This window comes from Parabacteroides sp. AF14-59 (assembly GCF_003479515.1).
Lineage (GTDB): Bacteria > Bacteroidota > Bacteroidia > Bacteroidales > Tannerellaceae > Parabacteroides > Parabacteroides faecis.
On sequence record NZ_QUHH01000003.1, the window covers coordinates 98,528 to 117,228 of the forward strand.

Below are 18,701 nucleotides of genomic sequence, written 5' to 3' on the forward strand. Positions count from 1 at the left end.
ATAATTTTCTCCAAAAGTTTCCTCAAGAGATAAATTTTTATTCACTCCTTGGTTGTCTAAAAAGGTTAGAGCTTCTCTTAGAGATAAAAAGCTAAACCCTTTTAAATATTTATTTCGAATGACTTGTCTCATATTTTATGAAAGAAGACAATAGATTAATTATCTTCAGAGCACTTATCGTTAAACCTTTTAAGTTCATCTAACACCTCATCTCCTAATTTCCAATACTCCTTAAAGATTATGTATTCCTGACGTTTTCGACAAATAGCAACTAACCAATCAACTTCTTTTGTATGTAAATATTTAGATTTATATAAATATTGTGGCATTTCTTTTTTTTCTATAGAAGGTTTGTTCTTATCATATAATAAGACCGGATAGCCATCTATATAATATAAACTTGCAGGAAGAGAACAATTATCACACTCAATACATCCCATACTATAATAAAATAAATATAGATCCAATGCTGGAAAAATATATTTAGTTGGTTCTTTTCCTAATGGAGGAGGGGGAGGTGGTGTGTCTTTAGAAATTAAATATTCTTCTTTATATATTACAATATTCATAAGATTTATACTGTCATTCATCATCCATTTGATCATTTCAACCCCGTTTTCTTCAATGAATTTTGAAGATATTTTTTTTAGTGTGTCTTCATTCTCAACTTTTATTTGCGAATCACAAGACAATACAAAAGATAAAATAGTCAATATATTCAAGCTATATAATATTACTTTATTCATATTCTATAATCATTTTCAGACCATCGTTTTTTTCTATTTATTCAGTTTAGGTAAGGTCAAAATACAAACTTGCCAACTAATCATAAGTTATCTCATGGCTAAAAGCAAATTTGAGAGAACCATCTTTATTAAAGATAAATAGGTAGATTTGTCCAATATTCTGGATAGTCATTTTCTTATAATCAAACTTATTAGATTGTTGTTTATAAAGGAGGAGATCAGCCCTAAGCATATAATCTTCTATTTTTGAAAAAAACAATACATTTTTCGGCATTGTTGTTTTTCTACAAAACAGAGATGCTAAATATGGAGAATAATAAGCGTCCATCCAAACAAACTTCTTATTCGCACGATATTGATTTAATATTTCCTTTTCAGTAGGATAATCTGCAATATCCTGCGAAAACCAAAATCTATCTAAATCTACAATTGAGTCTGATACTACTATTGTTTTTTCTTGATTTACAGGTTCTTGAATAATATAATTATATGCATCTAAATACCTTGTAGAGTCCTGAGAGCAATTTGTCTGTGCCATACTTATAACATAAAACAGAGTAAATAAAACTATTATTATAATATTTTTCATAGCTGAAATTTCATATATTGTTGTCCTGTACGTACTAAATTGGGAGGTAAACCAAATGTGATAGTTGCCTTGGATCCGTTGCCGTAAAATGACAGGTTACAGTATCATAATACCTTGCCCCATAATCATACAAATTAATACCTTGTTTCATGTCCAGTTCCTTACCAGTATATTTATATGACTGCAAGTCGGCTGCACGCTGGTCGCCATTCGCCATTCCGAATGGGTAGTAGTTTACGGCCTGGGAACTCATCGGTTCAGAAACAACCAAACGGTTACTACCCAGATGATCCTTTACATAAAAATGATAGACTCCGCCTTCGATATAACCATATTCGGTACGGATTCGTTTCAACGTATTGTTGACATATTCGTAATCACCTATATAATCTGTAGTTTCGATTGAACTCAAAGAAGAGACCGTCACTCCCGACCCGATGATCGGACTTGACGAATAATTAGGATTCCAGCTATGCTTCACACGCAACTTTTGACCATCACTACTATAGAGGTATTCATTGCGAGCTTCACCTACTGGACTTTTGATATCTATACGACTTGGTAAATTTAATGAATTATATTGAATCTCCGAAATTCCACGGTTTAAATCTTTTGTCATGCAGCCATTTGCATTATAGATATATTCCACGGATTGATTACTGTAATTTTTAAAATCATGCGAAAAATTATAGGCTATATTTCCTGCAGCATCATTAATGCTTACAATATGATTTCCATCATAACTGAAAGTCAGGTTATCCACGATTCCGAACACTCCTGTTGAGATTAGTCCGTTACGCTTTACCGTCAAAGGATTTCCGTTTTTATCATAACTATAAGATGATGTATAATCACCGGGGCCGGAGGTGTAAGCTCCACTGGTCACACGGGATAAACCATCATAAGCATATTCATATATGCGGGTACCAGTTCCCAAGGCAATAGATTGTGTTTGGACATTACTACCGTATGTATAGGTCAGTACTTCCCCCATTTGACTACACCAATTTCTTATCAGACGATTACGGACATCATAGTTATAGGCTGCTTTCAACATATCGAAACCTCCTAGTTTTTCACTTAGAAGGCGTCCCAAATCATCATAAATTTTTTCCGATAACATTCGCGAACTACCTCCATTTAATGTATGCGAAGTGTTTTTTAGACGCCGGGCCTGATCGTAGGTATAGGCATATTCCTCCGTTTGGGTCTTTCCTGAGACTGTTTGTATATGGCACCGTTTTTCAACGTTATTATCGAAAGCGTATGATAGAAATTCTTTATCGATTCCAGCCAGATGGTTGGTCGATCTGTTCAGTATCAGGCGGCTGCGGGAGTCATAATAATTGACTGAATAATACAAAGTACTGTTATTTCCCAGTTCCGATGTGATTTGTCCGGTTAGAAGTCCTTTCGGTGTTGATAAATATGTGGTGGCATATCCGCTACGGGATTCAAATGTCAGTGAGGAAGGTACATTGTTTTTTCCAATAAATTCATAAGAGTCATAATAGTTGACATTTTGAATGATTGCATTCGTTAGACCAATGCCTCCTTCCAGATTATAACCTTTGTAAGTTCCTGTTCCATTAGTAGCCCAGACTGCATTGATCACTTTCCCATTTAGAGGATTGCTACTATAACTGAACGAGTTTTTGCAAATGCCATTGATGGCGATACGTCCGAATCTATCCGGAATGTTAAAACTCCATTCGCTACGTAAACGTTGTTCCCCGTCTTGACTAAAGATTAGTCGGTCTGCATTATCATACACATAATACGTCCAATCTGCACCGGGCAATTTTTTGGCGATACACCGATTGCGGTTGTCGTATTTGTATAAATAAGCATATTTTTGTAAAGTTACATTGGATTCGTTCCATGTAGTATTGCTGGTAAAAACATCGGAAGCTAAAGGTGATAAAACTACTCTCAGATTACCATAGTCATCGTATATATAATATGTATCGAAATTAGTCGAACCATTGACCTGTCTTGTTAATAAGATGCGGTCTTGTTTGTCTTTGAATTCGTAACTGATATTATTATCTTCATCCTGATATTTAGTAACAAATAAAGTGTTATTGGCATAAGTTCCTGAACGTGTAATACTGATTGTTGTGCCGCTGCTCGAGGAAGAAAACAAAGCACACGGATAGCTACTGTTATTGGTCAGGTATGTAGTATGGATCGCCCTGTTGTTGGCGTACCAGTTGTTTCCGGGTCCGAACTCTTTCATTGTCCGGTTTAACGGTGATGCTTCATAAATAATTTGTGAGTAAGGTTTGCTGTCGTTGGCATTAAAACCTGGCGCGTTACTGCGAAGTGTAGAGGGAGTAGCGTAATTGCTGTTATTGGCGTTTACAGCTACCGGAAGCCAAACTTTATCTTTACGGCCATAGCTGTCATAATCAGTTAATACTATCAAATCCTGGGAATTACCTCCGGCTTTCGCTTGCACAGTCTCTAGAAGTCGTCCTAATCCATCATAATAATCAACTTGTTCTACGAATGATGTTCCGCTTTCAGTCGTCATGGTACGTGTCCTGATATAATTTTGGCTGCTGATCTGAGCTTGTGAGTATTGCATAAAAACGGTGGATAACAAGCTAAACAGGATTATTATTCGACTTTTCATAGCTGTTTTATTTTTTAGTGATAATACGACTCATTTCTTCTTCTCCGACCATAATTCTCAATACGTAGTTGCCGGTTGTCAGATTACGGCAATCGATTAAATCCGTATAATAACCGGATTGCTGATGTCGGGTGGGGGATAAATAGAGTAATCTGCCTCCCATATCGTAGAGTGAAATTTTTACCTTAGCCTCTTTCTCTGTTTTATATTCCAGATTCAGATTTGTTTCGACGGGAGTAGGATAGACATTGCAACCCCATCTGTCTCCTTTGATTGAGTAATCGGCAAAGCCGGGGGTAATGGAGGATGGGGGAACTGTTCCTTTTTCAGAGGAACGATTCAATACTTGCTGGTTGTTTATATCATCTTCCAAATATTGATGTTGTTCGGGAGGATAGAAAAAAGATGTTCTAAATACTTCCTGCGTACCGTCGCTTGTGTTATTTTCCGTGTGGAGTGTTTCCAACACTGGATAACGATAACCTTCAGCGAACCAATTATAGGATGTTTGAGTCATATTCATTGATGAGGTATCGCGAATGTTTTGGATGGTTTTCATGCGTAATACGTTATATAGTGTATCCCCTGAAGGCAAAATGATTTGTCCTCTAGCATCCGATTCTATGCGGATGTCTCCGAATGATTTTAAAGGTAATTCCTTTGAATAAAGTCCTGTCGTTTCAAATATCATACTATCACAATCGTTTAACTTGAACGGATAATTGATTTGTAACAACGGGTTTTGATAATGTATTTCTGTTACCGGATTTTCAAATCCTAGTAAAGTAATTCCTTCATAGCGGACGCGATAATAGTAAACGGTGTAATTTTCGATGCCAATGACCAACTCTTCCGGCAATACATCTTCTTTTAAAAATGTATCCGTTCCCATTATATAAATACTGTCTGCAATTAGTTTTGGAGAGGTATAATTCTGGATGAATTTTGTATCGCTATCTTTCAATCGACTCAAGTCCCATGTCACATTTTCTCCTGATTCTCCAGGTTCAATGTAATTAATTTGTTTTTTTATTACTTTGTCTCCACTACGGGGGCGGTTTGTAGACCAGTCTATTTGCCCAGATAGATAAACGGGAGGAAGATATAAAGTCAACAATAGAACTAATATTTTAAAAGAGAGATCGTTTTTTTTCATAAGATTCAAAATATTAGGTAAACGATAAATATGGATTTGTCTCTTGTGTCTTAATAATTTGTTTGCTAAGATATCCTAGATATGATAACAAATATCTTTGTTTACAAAATTAATCAAAATATTAAAATTAATCATCATAAAATTTGAATTTAATATATGGAAAAATATTCTCTTGAGTTATATATCTGTTGAAAGATAGATTTAGTTGTTGTTGGATGTAAAAAAGTATATAAAGATATGTTCTAAAACAAATATGTTTCAATGATATTTTTTTACTAAAAATATTTTTATATTTGTAATTTTGGTATTGTTGAGGATTCTACTTGCTGTTATAGTAGGTTAGAGATGTGATTTTACATTTGATTATGTGTTTTCCTTAATAATAAAATGAAACGAACCATGAAGACAAAATTTATTTATCTACTGATTATGATCTTCTGTAATTTCAATATAATGAGATCAGAAGATTTGTCTCTTCCATCCATTCCTCCTTCTCCGGATGCTGCAGCTCTTGGTAAATATGGACAATATCCAGTGTCTTTGTATAACGGATTAGTTCAAATTGATATTCCGGTTTATACAATTCAGTTGCCCTTGACCAGTGTGCCGATAACAATTTCTTATCATGCTTCTGGTATAAAAGTGAATGATATTTCTACTACGGTCGGTTTGGGATGGGTATTGAATGCCGGAGGAGTTATAACGCGTTCAGTAAAAGGTGCTCCTGATAAAAATTTTGGTGCTTCTGGAACAATTCATAACAAACAATGGTTTGTAAATCTTTCTGAGGACGTCAGGCTTAATCATTTAGATAATATTTATAGTCAGGGTCTTACTGGAACTTATGACTCTGAATCTGATATTTATTATTATAATGTAGCAGGCATGTCTGGAAGTTTTAGATTTGATATAAATAACAACCTGATCCAAATACCTTTAACTAATAATAATATTAGATACGATTCGGGCAGAGATGTGTTTCAAATTACAGGAAGTGATGGAACAATTTATGGATTTGAGAGTAAGGAATTTAGTAGTATTCAAGCAACAGAAAATAAGTATACATCCAGTTGGTATTTGACTTGGATAAAAACAATAGATAATCGGGAGATTGATTTTGAATATATGACGGATAATACTCTTTATATCGATCGTTATGTGAACTATGTATTGGAGGTTCCGCAAAATACCCCGAACTTAAGTAATTTAAAATGTGCTACCCAATATTCACGAGTCGATAATACGTTATTGGTTAAATCAATTAAATTTCCAGATGGAACTATTATCTTTAACTACAGTGGAGACAGAGCTGACCGTAGAAAATACAGATTGACTGGCATTGATATTAAAAATAATAGTCAATTGGTAAAGGCTTATTCATTGGAACATGGGTATTTCTCTCCTTCAACTGTTTTAAGTTTTAGTCAGGTACAACCTGCTACAAACTATAATGCTAGTTATAATTACAGATTGAAATTGAATAAAGTTAAACTTCTGAATAATCAGCGTAGTGTAGTGGGGATATATGATTTAGATTATAATTCAAGTGTGTTATTACCCACATATTTCGATGCATTATCAATAACACCTTATGTCACAGGTGATAAACAAAGGTATTTCGGGCAGGATTATTGGGGATATTATAATGGTGTTACTACCAATAAGAATTATTTTACATATGCAAGAAAGCAATCCTATAATTTGAAGGAAGTACAGGCTGACAGATCAGTGAATCCAACTTATGCTCAGGCATGTATTCTAAAGAAAATAACATATCCGACAGGAGGATATACTGAATTTAAGTATGAAGGTAATAAATATTCTTCGGGAAATGCAGCAGGAGGACTTCGGATACAGAGTCTGACTTCTTATTCTCTATCGGATGCATCTCCGGAAGTGCATAGTTATCAATATGAACAAGGAATGAATAATATGACGGGATGGTCACAAATTCAAGGCGCATTATATACACAAGGTAAAAGCGTATCAAGTACTATTTATGGTACGGAAATGTTATTATACGATTATTATATGTCTGAGCCGAATGTACCATTGTCACATAGTGGTGGAGCTTCTGTATATTATGGGAAGGTAATAGAGTTTGAAGGAACGCCGCAGGCAAGTAATGGTAAAACAGAGTATTATTATCTTTATTCATCAAATGATGTTGAATACATCAATCAATCTCCGTGCATAATTCCTGGTGTTTATTCGGGTGGATATCAGTTTATCCCTAAATTTGACTATATGTTTATTGATAGGGGATGGACAAGAGGAAGAATATCACGTAAGGACATTTATACCAAAATAGGGAGTTCATTCTCTTTAGCAAAACGAATAAATTATACCTATACGACATATAAAAAACAAAGTGGTGTAGTTGGTTTTAAATCATATCCAAACTTTATTCCTGCTAATCATAATTTACCATCTCCTTATAATAATTCAAAAGTATCTACAAATGAATTGTTTCAGTATTCTGATATTACAGCGGAAACCGGATTGGTTAAACTGACCAAAGTAGAAGATATAAGTTATTTTGGTGGGCAATCTGTAATTCAGACTACAACTTATGCCTATGACCGGTTGGATAACCAGTATGAAATAACCTCTCTTCAACAAACCAGGAGTGATGGTTCTGTGTTGAAAAAGAATTTTAAATACCCTAAAGATATAAATACAACTATTTATAAGAGTATGGTGGAAAAGAACATGCTTTCTCCTGTCATTGTTACAACAACTTATATAAATAACGAGTTTCTACAGGAAACTCAAACAACTTATTCTTTTTGGGTAAATTCGTTTATTGCGCCTTCAGGTATTACAGAACAGCAGGGGACTGGTTCCAAAGAAACGAGGATTACTTATCATAATTATGATTCAAAAGGAAATGTATTATATGTATCTAAAGATAATTCCAAGAAGGTTGTATACTTGTGGGGATATAATTATCAGTATATCGTCGGAAAAATAGAAAATGCAACTTATGATCAGGTGGTGCAAGCGATTTCCGGAGGGGTAAACACTATCAATTCTATAGCTTCATCGGCCAATCCAAATATATCACCGATTGATGCTTTAAGAAGTTCACTACCAGGTACAATGGTAACTACGTATGTTTATAAGCCGTTGGTAGGTGTAATTTCTATAACAGATCCTCAGGGAATAAAAATAAATTATGAATACGATAATTATGGACGATTAGTGAATAGCAAGGATTATGGAGGTCGTATAATTCAAATGTATGATTATAATTATATGAATAAATAAACATGTTGATTTTAGTTAAGGATATATGATTAAATTTAGAGGTACGTCAAAATCCAATTAGACGTACCTCTTTACAAAAAATTAGATTCATTTTTAATATGCAGAAATAAAAAATGAGTTATTGGTATGGATAGTATCTTGCGTAAATCACTTCTTCTAGGTATGACACTTCACAATTTTCCCAAAATCCTTTGCCAGGCTTGCCATATCCGGATACAACAGGTCTGCCCCCGCATCCAGCAATACTTTATCCGGCAACGGTCCTGTATTGACTGCAATCGTAAAAATACCGGCAGCGACACCGGCTTCTACCCCCATCGGGGCATTCTCTACGACAAATGCCTCATTAGCCCTTACTCCGGCTTTCTGCAGCCCCATCAGGTAAGGTTCGGGATGAGGCTTTCCGTATTTTACATCAAAGGCCGTTACCATCTTCTCGCGTGTGAAATATCCCGGATAAGTATGTTCCAGCTTATTGATAAGACTATGTTGTCCGGAACCGGTAACGACTAACGTCTGTAAGCCCGCGTTTTTAACTGCAGCCAGGACATCTGCTGCCCCGGTCATCGCTTTCCCGTCATTGTACCGGTTGAAAAACGTTGCTTTCTCTTCGTATATTTCTTTCTTTTCTTTCTCGGTCGCATCACGCTGGAAAGTACGTTGGTATAGTTCGTTGATAGTACTGTCTCCCGTACGTCCTTCATACATGTAAAAGTCTTCTTCTATAGCCTGCAGGTGATGGTTCATGGCTGTTTCATGCCAGGCACGGGCATGAAAACGCATAGAGTCGTATAAGACACCATCCATATCGAAAAGTACAGCTTTGGGAGAGAGGAAATTCTGCTTAGTTCTTAGCAGATAACGGTTGATAGCTTCTTGTATCATTTTATTTATATCCTTTATATAGCCATACAAAGGTATTTATTTTTTCACACCTTTGCAACTAATCGTCGAAGATGGCGTCTTATGTAAAAAAGAGATTATGAGAGAAGGAAAAGAGAATGAACAGGCGTTTCTGACCTTGATACAAGAAAACAGGAGGCTTATCTATAAGGTCTGTTATCTTTATGCCATAGATGAAGAACATTTGAAAGACCTGCATCAGGAAGTTCTGATAAATCTGTGGCAGGGATTTAAAAGTTTCAAGGGAGAAGCGAAGATTTCATCGTGGATTTATCGGGTGGCTCTGAACACTTGTATTTCGTTTTATCGCAAGCATAGCAAAATAACCGGAACTATGCCGTTGGAGAGCCTGTTTGAACTCACCTCCGACGATGAAGAGAAGCCTGCACATCTACGTGAAATGTATCAACTCATCGGTCGGCTGAACCGGTTGGAAAAAGCCATAATCCTGTTATGGCTAGACGAAAAGTCGTATGGGGAGATTGCCGAAATCACCGGATTGTCGCGCAACAATATTGCGACTAAGCTGAAGCGGATTAAAGAGAAATTAAATGTATTGGCAAATCAATAAAAGAGGAAAGAATTATGGAACTGGAAGAATTGAAAAAAGGGTGGAAAGAGATGGATAAACATATTGATTACCTGCAAGATAATAATGAGATTACACAGAAAGTGATAAAAGAACGTATTGTTTCCGTTCAGGAACGTCTGGCACGCAGATTTAGATTGATGACAGCTTTATGTCTGATGGCTCCGAGTTTTTTTAGTATTGATAATTTGGGGCTCGGTGATATTGGGACATGGACAAAAGGTGGCTTTTACGTCTTCTTTATCGTGATGGCTATTCATAAAGGTTTTTTGTGGATGCGCCTGTCAAGGCTGAATTTTATGCAAATGACGGGTAAAGAGGCTTTAATTTCTACCTATAAGTTGGAAAAAATCCAAAAGATGGGTATGCTGATCGGTTTTCCCTTTGCCTTTATTATTATAGCCTTTTTTATGCTGGATCTTTATCATATGCATGAAATGTATGCCTTATATGGTGCTTGCTGCGGATCAATCGTGGGTATTTTTTGTGGTTTACGGATACGAAGCCGGATTAAAAAGGAGTTTCAACAGCTTCGTAGCACATTGGATGATGAATTGAATTGATAGTTCTTTTATTTACAAAGACTGGAAAAGGCAAACTTGAAATACAAACGGTTTTATCTTTTTTATTTTTAAATATCTTCGTAAAGTTGTACTTATTTTCTATCTTTGATAGCACTAGAGGTGTGTCGGATATAGTTTTGTTTTTCCGGGAATTCGGCTTTCTGTTATTAACCTTTAAATACTGAAGGATATGAAGAAGAGTTTACTATTGTTATCGATGATGCTGTTTGCTTTCTGTTTTCAGAGCAAAGCTCAGGACTGGACGGATCTGCAGCATGAAGTTTCTTTGAGTTACGGTGGTCTGCCGGTAGTCGACTTGTTACATCATTATGAGAATTATTTCGACCCATCGACTGAATCGGTCAATTTGTATGATGATAAAGGCAAGTTCGGAGCACTGAATATCAGCTATATCTTTTATCCGGATGAGGATTGGGGGATTGGATTGGTATATTCTTATACAAATAGTGACAAGCGTATTATTGCGAATGAAAAGATTGTCGGAGACTTCGTAAGTTCTTTCCACTCCATCTGTCCTTCTTTTAAGTATAATTGGTATAACTACAACTTTGTCACGTTATATTCACGTTTGAATGCAGGTGTCGCTATTGCTACGGCCAAAGCCTCTTTTATCAACGAAGAGAATCGTCCGGATGAAGAAACAAAGGTGAAAGCATTCTTCATGTATCAGGTTTCCCCGATCGGTATTGAACTGGGACGGCAGATAGCTGGATTTGTCGAAGTCGGTTTCGGTCATATGGGTACTGCGATGGCTGGAATACGGTATAGAATGTAATGTTAAGTAAACGATGGATAAAAAGAAAAGGTGAATCGAACTTCAATTCACCTTTTCTTGTATGTATCTTTTTATAGCTTACAGCTTTTTGCGAATCTCTTCGCTCTCTTTTTCATATCCCGGCTTGTTCAGCAACGCGAACATGTTCTTTTTGTAAGCTTCAACGCCCGGCTGGTCGAATGGGTTGACTCCCAGCATATAACCGCTGATGCCACAACCTTTTTCGAAGAAATAGAACAACTGGCCGATATAATACGCATTTACTTCCGGCATAGTGATCTTGATGTTAGGAACACCACCGTCGACATGTGCCAGCTGAGTACCCAGTTCTGCCATTTTATTTACTTCGTCCACTTGTTTTCCGGCAAGGAAGTTCAATCCGTCCAGATTTGCTTCGTCAGTCGGAACTTCTACCTTATGAGAAGGAGTTTCAACAGAGATAACAGTTTCGAAGATCGTACGTTCGCCATCCTGTATCCACTGCCCCATAGAGTGCAGGTCGGTTGTCAGGTCGACAGAAGCAGGGAAAATACCTTTACCGTCTTTACCTTCGCTTTCGCCGTATAACTGTTTCCACCATTCAGCGATGTAATGCAATTTCGGATGGAAGTTTGCCAGGATTTCGATCTTCTTACCACTCTTATATAATTCGTTACGTGTAGCAGCGTAGATTGCAGAAATATTTTCATTGAAAGGAACGTTCATTCCAGTCGCTTTTTCCATAGATACAGCACCGGCAACCAGGTCACGGATACTGATACCAGCAACAGCGATGGGCAACAAACCGACCGGAGTCAGTACAGAGAAACGTCCGCCCACATTATCAGGGATAATGAATGTCTTATAACCTTCCTGATCTGCTAAAGTACGCAGGGCACCTCTTTTAGCATCAGTAATAGCAACGATACGATGTTTAGCTTCTTCTTTACCGACAGCATCTTCCAGTTGTTTTTTCAACATGCGGAATGCAAGAGCAGGTTCTGTTGTCGTACCAGATTTGGAGATGTTGATCAGACCGAACTGTTTTCCCTTCAGGATCTCACACAGTTCATACAGGTAATCTTCACCAATATTTTGTCCGGCATACAGGATAACCGGGTTCTTACGATCAGATTGCAACCAATCGAAGCTATTGTTCAATGCTTCAACAACTGCCTTTGTTCCGAGGTAACTTCCGCCGATACCGATAGCAACAACAACTTCACATTTTGAACGAAGCACATTGGCTGTGTTCTCGATGTCTGTCAATTCTGCATCCGTGATAGAAGAGGGGAGGTTTAACCAGCCTAAAAAGTCGTTACCGGCTCCGCTCCCATTATGTAAAGTGGCAATACATTCGTTTGCCTTAGCTTCCTGTGCATAGATCTGTTCTTTTGTAACAGTGCCCAGTGCTTTGTCGATGTTAATACTGATGTTTTTCATACCTATTTAAATGTTTCTGTCAACTGCCGTATAACGGTAGTCGGCGATTTTCTTTCATATAAAATATCGTATAAGGCATCCAGGATCGGCATGTTTACCTTATATTTTTCATTTATTTCATGAATACACTTGGTTCCGTAATATCCCTCGGCGATCATTTCCATTTCCAGTTGGGCGATCTTCACTGAATATCCCTTTCCGATCATGGTGCCGAATGTACGGTTACGGCTGAAACGGGAATAAGCTGTTACCAACAGGTCTCCCAGATAAACAGAATCGGTCACGTCGCGTTCCAGGCTGTGCACGGAATTCAGGAAATTGCGCATTTCTTCGATCGCATTGCAAATAAATACAGCCAGGAAATTATCGCCATATTTCATTCCGTGACAAATACCGGCAACGATTGCATATACATTCTTTAGAACAGAAGCATATTCTATTCCTCTAACATCTTTGCAGCAATAGTTGTTTAAGTACGGATTCTGAAATACGTGTGCGACAGCCCGGGCATTCTCTATATTGGAGCAGGCCAATGTGATGTAGGAAAGCCGTTCGAGTGCGATTTCTTCCGCATGACACGGACCGCCTATTACAGCAATATTTTCCGTCGGAACATTGTAATATTCCGTGAAATAATCTGCAATCAACATATTCTCGTCCGGGACGATTCCCTTGATGGCAGAGATGATGAATTTGTCATTCAACGGAGTGGTGACTTTCATCAGATGCTGTTTCAGGAAAGGAGAAGGGGTTGCAAAGATCAGTGTATCGGAATCTTTAACAACTTCGTTTATATCTGTATAAAAGTTTATTTTATCTGTATCGAACTTTACAGCCGACAAATAACTGGGGTTATGTCCGGTTTTTATAAAGTCGTCAACCTGGTCCTGCCGACGCATATACCAGTTAATACTATCCTGTGTAGAAAGAACAATCTTGGCTAAGGCGGTAGCCCAGCTACCACCTCCCATTATTGCAATTTTACCGGGTAATTTCATGGCATTCCCTTTTATTTGGCCGCATTAGCAATCCAGGCTTCAACTTCTTCAGCCGCAGGATTTTGCAGTTCCAGCTTATACTTCTTGTTCATTTCACAAAGCTCCTGACGTAACTTGTTAGGATTTAACTCTTTCAGAGTGTCAACAGTTACGTATCCGGCTTTTTGTAATGCCGGAACCCAAGCTTCATCGATTCCTAATGCTACATATTTATCAGCAGCGTCTTTCTTAATTGTTTTTTCCGGACGCATCTGTGGGAAGAATAAAACTTCCTGGATCGTTGTCTGGCCTGTCATTAACATAACCAAGCGGTCGATACCGATACCGATACCGGATGTAGGCGGCATACCGAATTGCAATGCACGTAAAAAGTCCTGGTCGATGAACATCGCTTCATCGTCGCCTTTTTCACTTAATTGCAATTGGTCTTTGAAGCGTTCTTCCTGGTCGATCGGGTCGTTCAGCTCGCTATAAGCATTCGCCAATTCTTTACCGTTCACCATCAATTCGAAACGTTCGGTCAATCCCGGTTTGCTGCGGTGCATTTTGGTAAGCGGGCTCATTTCAACCGGATAGTCGATAATGAAAGTCGGCTGGATGAATGTGCCTTCGCAGAATTCTCCGAAGATTTCATCAATCAGCTTACCTTTACCCATCGTATCGTCAATCTCCATCTTCAACTCTTTACAAATTGAACGGATTTCATCTTCGCTTTTGCCGTTCAGGTCATAACCTGTCTTTTCCTGGATTGCTTCCAGAATAGGCAAACGGCGGAAAGGTGCTTTAAAGCTGATGGTCTTGCCGTCGACTACAGTTTCGCATGTTCCGTTGACTGCCATACAGATTTTTTCCAGCAATTGTTCCGTGAAGCTCATCATCCAGTTATAATCCTTGTACTGGACATACAGTTCCACGCAGGTAAACTCCGGATTATGTGTCCGGTCCATACCTTCGTTACGGAAGTTCTTACCTATTTCATAAACACCTTCGAAACCGCCGACGATCAGTCTTTTCAGATACAGTTCGGTAGCGATACGCAGATAGAGGTCGATATCTAATGAGTTATGATGTGTGATAAACGGACGCGCACTTGCTCCACCGGCGATAGATTGCAGGATCGGAGTTTCTACTTCCGTATATCCGGCTTCGTCGAGTACGGCGCGCATCGTTTTGATCACTTTTGCTCGTTTCAGGAAAATATCTTTTACACCATCGTTTACGATCAGGTCGACATAACGCTGACGGTAACGTAGTTCAGGATCGTTGAATCCGTCATAAGCTACACCGTCTTTGTACTTAACGACCGGCAGAGGTCTGAGTGATTTGGACAAGACTGTTATCTCTTGTGCATGTACGGAGATTTCACCCATCTGTGTACGGAATACAAAGCCTTTGATTCCGACAATATCTCCGATGTCGAGCAACTTTTTGAAAACGACGTTGTATAAATCTTTGTTTTCGTCCGGACAAATATCATCGCGGGAGATATAAACCTGTATTCTGCCTTCAGAATCCTGCAACTCCATGAAAGAAGCCTTTCCCATGATACGGCGGCTCATGATACGTCCGGCAATATTTACGGGACGAGGTTCTGCATCGTCTTTAAAGGATGCCTTTATTTCATTGGAATATGCGTTTGTTACGTACTCGGCAGCGGGATAAGGTTCTATCCCCATTTGGCGCAATTGCTCCATGCTATTGCGTCTTATGATTTCCTGTTCACTCAGTTCTAATAGATTCATTACGCTATTATTTTGTATAATACGGCGCAAAAGTACAAAACTTTTCTCACTTATCGGCTAAATGTGGGTAGTAGTTTGCTTAATTATATATTAGAAAAGCACTTATGGTTTCGTATAGCTTCCGGCAGAAAGAAACGCACATCCTTCCCGGCTTTCAATGATTCGCGGATGAACGTAGAGGAGATCTCCATTAAAGGGGCATCCACTTTGCGGATGGAGGGAATATCGGACGGGATCTGTATCTCGTACCCTTTACGCGGATAGACAAGGATTGGATAGTTAGAGATCAGCTGGTCAGACTCTTTCCACCGTTTTATGAAAGCCCAGTTGTCGGCACCCATGATGAAATGGAACTGACGGTCGGGATATGTTTTTTCAAGTGCACGTAGCGTGTCGATGGTGTAAGTAGGCTGGGGGAGGGAAAACTCGAAATCACTAGCTTTGAATTTAGGATACCCGGCAATGGAAGCCTCTACCAATTCATACCGAAGCCGGTCGTCCATCAGGTTACTACGGTCTTTCAGCGGATTGTGGGGAGTGATGACGAACCAGACTTCATCCAAGCCGGCAAATTCACACAGCCAGTTAGCCAAAGCCAGATGGCCGATGTGAACCGGGTTGAACGAACCGGAGAAGATTCCGGTATTCAGTTTTTTTATTTCCTTTATCGCTGTCTTTTCCACTTGATAAAATTAAAGACTTGCACACCGAATACAAGTCCGGTGGCTAAGGCTATGATATATTCTTTATAAATAAGTCCGGCGATGCAGGTTCCCAGTGCTGCAAGAGCGGTCATGCCAAAGATATATCCCCACTTACGTGGTAATTGTCCGTTATTGTTCATTTATTTAGCAAGGAAATTTTTAATTACTTCGAACGTTTCCGTTTGTGCTGTTTCGAGATCGTCGTTCATGATACAAACATCGAAATGAGGAATGAACCCCAATTCAAACTCCGCTTTTGCAATACGGTTGTCGATCACTTCCGGCGCATCTGTTCCGCGGCCTTCCAGACGTTTACGCAGATGATCAATGCTGGGGGGCTGAATGAAAACCGACAAAGCACGGTCGCCATAAAACTTCTTGATGTTACAACCACCTACCACATCGACGTCGAATATCACATTATTACCTTCATTCAGGATACGTTCTACTTCACTTTTCAGTGTTCCGTAGTACTTGTCGGTATACACTTCCTCATATTCCAGAAAATCACCGGCCGCGATATGGGCACGAAATTCGTCGGGAGTCAGGAAGTAATATTCCACACCGTTCTTTTCTGTTCCACGCGGCGCACGGCTTGTTGCCGAGATGGAAAAATGCAGGTTCAGGTTCTGCTTCAGCAGATAGTTGATAATGGTTGATTTACCTGAGCCTGACGGAGCAGAGAATATAATGAGTTTACCAGCCATATTATAAAACGTTTAATACCTGTTCTTTGATCTGTTCCAGTTCGTCTTTCATCTGAACGACGATCTTTTGCATTTCCGCATGGTTACTTTTCGAGCCGAGCGTATTGATTTCGCGTCCCATTTCCTGGGCGATGAAACCGAGTTTCTTTCCCTGGCCGTGTCCGTCCTTCATCGTGCTGATGAAATATTTCAGGTGATTGTCGAGACGGTTCTTTTCTTCGTTTACATCCAGTTTCTCTATGTAATAGATCATTTCCTGTTCGAAACGATTCTTATCGTAATCCTGATTGGCCACTTTTTCGAGGTTATCCATGATACGTGTTTTGATCTTTTCGATGCGTTCGCCTTCGTATTCTTCTACCTCGGTGAGCAGGCGGGCAATGTTGCCGATCTTTTCTTCAAACAGTTTCTGAAGCATGGCGCCTTCCTGGATACGGAAGTCGCAAAGATGCTTGATGGCCTCTTTTACTGCATTGAAAACGACTTCCCATTCGCTTTCGTCTACCTCTACGATTTCCGATTTGATCACATCCGGCATTTTCAGCAAAGTCTGAAACCAGTCTGCGGGCAATCCTATGTTCAATTTTTCAGCAATATCCTTGATCTGGCTGTAATAGCTTTCGAAAGCTGTCAGGTTGATCTGAGTAGGAGTATCTTTTCCAATGTATTCAATATAAATGCTGAAATCGACTTTACCCCGTTCAAGCGACTGAAGCAATTGACTACGAATCTGCATCTCTTTATCCTTATAAATGGACGGAATACGGGTCGATAAATCCAGTTGTTTGCTGTTAAGCGCTTTTATTTCTACGGTTACCTTTTTTGAAGGAAGTTCGGCAGTAACCTTACCGAATCCAGTCATTGATTGTATCATTGTGCTAAAAATTTGTGCAAAGATAGGGTATTCAGTTGACAGTTGACGGTTGACAGTTGACAATTCTTCGTCAGGATAGAGAAAAAGTTCGTTTTTTTCGTGTTGTTACAGCGACGTTTTTGTACTTTTGCGACCAATTAATTCGGTTGATAACTGATAGAGTAGTTTTGAAAAATATCTGTCACTTGTCAACTGTCAACTGTCAACTATTATGTCTTGCATTTTAAATATTGAAACATCTACCTCTGTATGTTCCGTAGCTTTGTCTGCCAACGGTGAGGTGCTTTTTGAGAAAAGTTCATTTGAAGGTCCTTCACATGCAGCATTGTTGGGCGTTTACGTGGAAGAAGCCATTGCGGTAGTGAAAGATAAAGGTTTGAAGCTGGAGGCTGTTGCTGTGAGTAGCGGTCCAGGTTCATATACCGGATTGCGTATCGGTGTTTCGGTAGCCAAAGGATTATGCTTCGGATACGGTATCCCTCTGATCGGTGTTCCTACCCTTGAAGTTTTGACAGTTGCCGCTTTGAAGCAGCAGCATGCTGAAAAAGATGCTTTCTATTGTGCCATGCTGGATGCCCGCCGCATGGAAGTGTATGCCGCTATTTATGATGCTGACCTGAAAGAGGTCCGTACTACTTTGGCCGATATTGTGGATGCCGATACATATGCTTCTTATCTGGAAAAAGGTAAGGTTTGCTTTTTCGGTAATGGCGCTGCCAAATGCCGTGAGGTGATCGCATCTCCGAACGCTGTATTTATGGATGATATCCACCCGCTGGCAGTCAATATGATCCCTCTGTCGGAAAAAGCTTTCGCAGAAGGTCAATTTAAAGATGTCGCTTATTTCGAACCGTTCTATCTGAAAGAGTTCCAGGCGACTATCGCTAAAAATAAGGTATTAGGATAAACTCCCCGGTTAACCACATCCCATTTTCAGGAAATCATTCAGGTACTTCGATGAATTGTAAGTGCCTGCTAAGTTCGTGTCTTTCTTTTTCTAACTA

17 protein-coding genes are annotated in these 18,701 nt (G+C 38.9%); 5 read left to right on the top strand and 12 right to left on the bottom strand.

Annotated elements, in window-relative coordinates; all coding sequences use genetic code 11:
* Positions 1-155: 155 nt before the first annotated feature.
* From DWW23_RS04470 to DWW23_RS04485, 4 genes are all read right to left on the bottom strand, one after another.
* Positions 156-746 carry a hypothetical protein gene (locus tag DWW23_RS04470; protein WP_122352086.1) on the bottom strand — a complete coding sequence of 197 codons (591 nt, stop codon included), beginning with the start codon at positions 744-746 and terminating at the stop codon, positions 156-158.
* A 76-nt stretch (positions 747-822) separates the two neighbouring features.
* Complete coding sequence (locus DWW23_RS04475) at positions 823-1,284, bottom strand: hypothetical protein (RefSeq protein WP_158583153.1); 462 nt, start codon at positions 1,282-1,284, stop codon at positions 823-825.
* A gap of 85 nt (positions 1,285-1,369) precedes the next feature.
* Positions 1,370-3,973: a DUF6443 domain-containing protein gene (locus DWW23_RS04480; protein ID WP_122352088.1), complete on the bottom strand. Its 2,604-nt coding sequence runs from the start codon at positions 3,971-3,973 to the stop codon at positions 1,370-1,372.
* 7 nt (positions 3,974-3,980) lie between these two features.
* Positions 3,981-5,129 carry a T9SS type A sorting domain-containing protein gene (locus DWW23_RS04485; RefSeq protein WP_147382591.1) on the bottom strand — a complete coding sequence of 383 codons (1,149 nt, stop codon included), beginning with the start codon at positions 5,127-5,129 and terminating at the stop codon, positions 3,981-3,983.
* Between the two features lie 399 nt (positions 5,130-5,528).
* Between DWW23_RS04485 and DWW23_RS04490 the strand changes: the two genes are divergently transcribed.
* Entirely contained in the window at positions 5,529-8,399 is a 2,871-nt protein-coding gene (locus DWW23_RS04490) for a hypothetical protein (protein WP_158583154.1), read from the top strand.
* A 156-nt stretch (positions 8,400-8,555) separates the two neighbouring features.
* Here the strand turns inward: DWW23_RS04490 and DWW23_RS04495 are convergent, their stop codons facing one another.
* Complete coding sequence (locus DWW23_RS04495) at positions 8,556-9,284, bottom strand: HAD-IA family hydrolase (protein WP_122352351.1); 729 nt, start codon at positions 9,282-9,284, stop codon at positions 8,556-8,558.
* A gap of 97 nt (positions 9,285-9,381) precedes the next feature.
* Between DWW23_RS04495 and DWW23_RS04500 the strand changes: the two genes are divergently transcribed.
* The 3 genes from DWW23_RS04500 (at position 9,382) to DWW23_RS04510 (ending at position 11,250) form a co-directional block, all read left to right on the top strand.
* Positions 9,382-9,873, top strand: coding sequence for an RNA polymerase sigma factor (locus tag DWW23_RS04500; RefSeq protein ID WP_122352091.1), 492 nt, complete (start codon positions 9,382-9,384; stop codon positions 9,871-9,873).
* Between the two features lie 14 nt (positions 9,874-9,887).
* Positions 9,888-10,454, top strand: coding sequence for a hypothetical protein (locus tag DWW23_RS04505; RefSeq protein ID WP_122352092.1), 567 nt, complete (start codon positions 9,888-9,890; stop codon positions 10,452-10,454).
* Between the two features lie 190 nt (positions 10,455-10,644).
* Complete coding sequence (locus DWW23_RS04510; RefSeq protein WP_147382546.1) at positions 10,645-11,250, top strand: hypothetical protein; 606 nt, start codon at positions 10,645-10,647, stop codon at positions 11,248-11,250.
* 78 nt (positions 11,251-11,328) lie between these two features.
* Here the strand turns inward: DWW23_RS04510 and DWW23_RS04515 are convergent, their stop codons facing one another.
* From DWW23_RS04515 to DWW23_RS04545, 7 genes are all read right to left on the bottom strand, one after another.
* Positions 11,329-12,672: a glucose-6-phosphate isomerase gene (locus DWW23_RS04515; RefSeq protein ID WP_122352094.1), complete on the bottom strand. Its 1,344-nt coding sequence runs from the start codon at positions 12,670-12,672 to the stop codon at positions 11,329-11,331.
* Positions 12,673-12,674: 2 nt separating this feature from the next.
* Positions 12,675-13,670: an NAD(P)H-dependent glycerol-3-phosphate dehydrogenase gene (locus tag DWW23_RS04520; RefSeq protein WP_122352095.1), complete on the bottom strand. Its 996-nt coding sequence runs from the start codon at positions 13,668-13,670 to the stop codon at positions 12,675-12,677.
* 11 nt (positions 13,671-13,681) lie between these two features.
* On the bottom strand, positions 13,682-15,412 hold the full coding sequence (gene lysS, locus DWW23_RS04525) for a lysine--tRNA ligase (RefSeq protein ID WP_122352096.1): 1,731 nt from the start codon (positions 15,410-15,412) through the stop codon (positions 13,682-13,684).
* Between the two features lie 83 nt (positions 15,413-15,495).
* Positions 15,496-16,095 (bottom strand): nicotinate (nicotinamide) nucleotide adenylyltransferase, encoded by a 600-nt coding sequence (gene nadD, locus DWW23_RS04530; RefSeq protein ID WP_122352097.1) that lies wholly within the window; start codon positions 16,093-16,095, stop codon positions 15,496-15,498.
* A complete protein-coding gene (locus tag DWW23_RS04535; RefSeq protein ID WP_122352098.1) occupies positions 16,077-16,256 on the bottom strand; it encodes a hypothetical protein in 180 nt (59 codons plus the stop codon). The genes nadD and DWW23_RS04535 overlap by 19 nt, the downstream gene beginning before the upstream one ends.
* Complete coding sequence (gene gmk, locus DWW23_RS04540; protein WP_122352099.1) at positions 16,257-16,823, bottom strand: guanylate kinase; 567 nt, start codon at positions 16,821-16,823, stop codon at positions 16,257-16,259.
* Position 16,824: 1 nt separating this feature from the next.
* Positions 16,825-17,697, bottom strand: a complete 873-nt coding sequence (locus DWW23_RS04545; protein ID WP_122352100.1) for a YicC/YloC family endoribonuclease — start codon at positions 17,695-17,697, stop codon at positions 16,825-16,827.
* Between the two features lie 211 nt (positions 17,698-17,908).
* Between DWW23_RS04545 and tsaB the strand changes: the two genes are divergently transcribed.
* On the top strand, positions 17,909-18,604 hold the full coding sequence (gene tsaB / locus DWW23_RS04550; RefSeq protein WP_122352101.1) for a tRNA (adenosine(37)-N6)-threonylcarbamoyltransferase complex dimerization subunit type 1 TsaB: 696 nt from the start codon (positions 17,909-17,911) through the stop codon (positions 18,602-18,604).
* Positions 18,605-18,701: the final 97 nt, after the last annotated feature.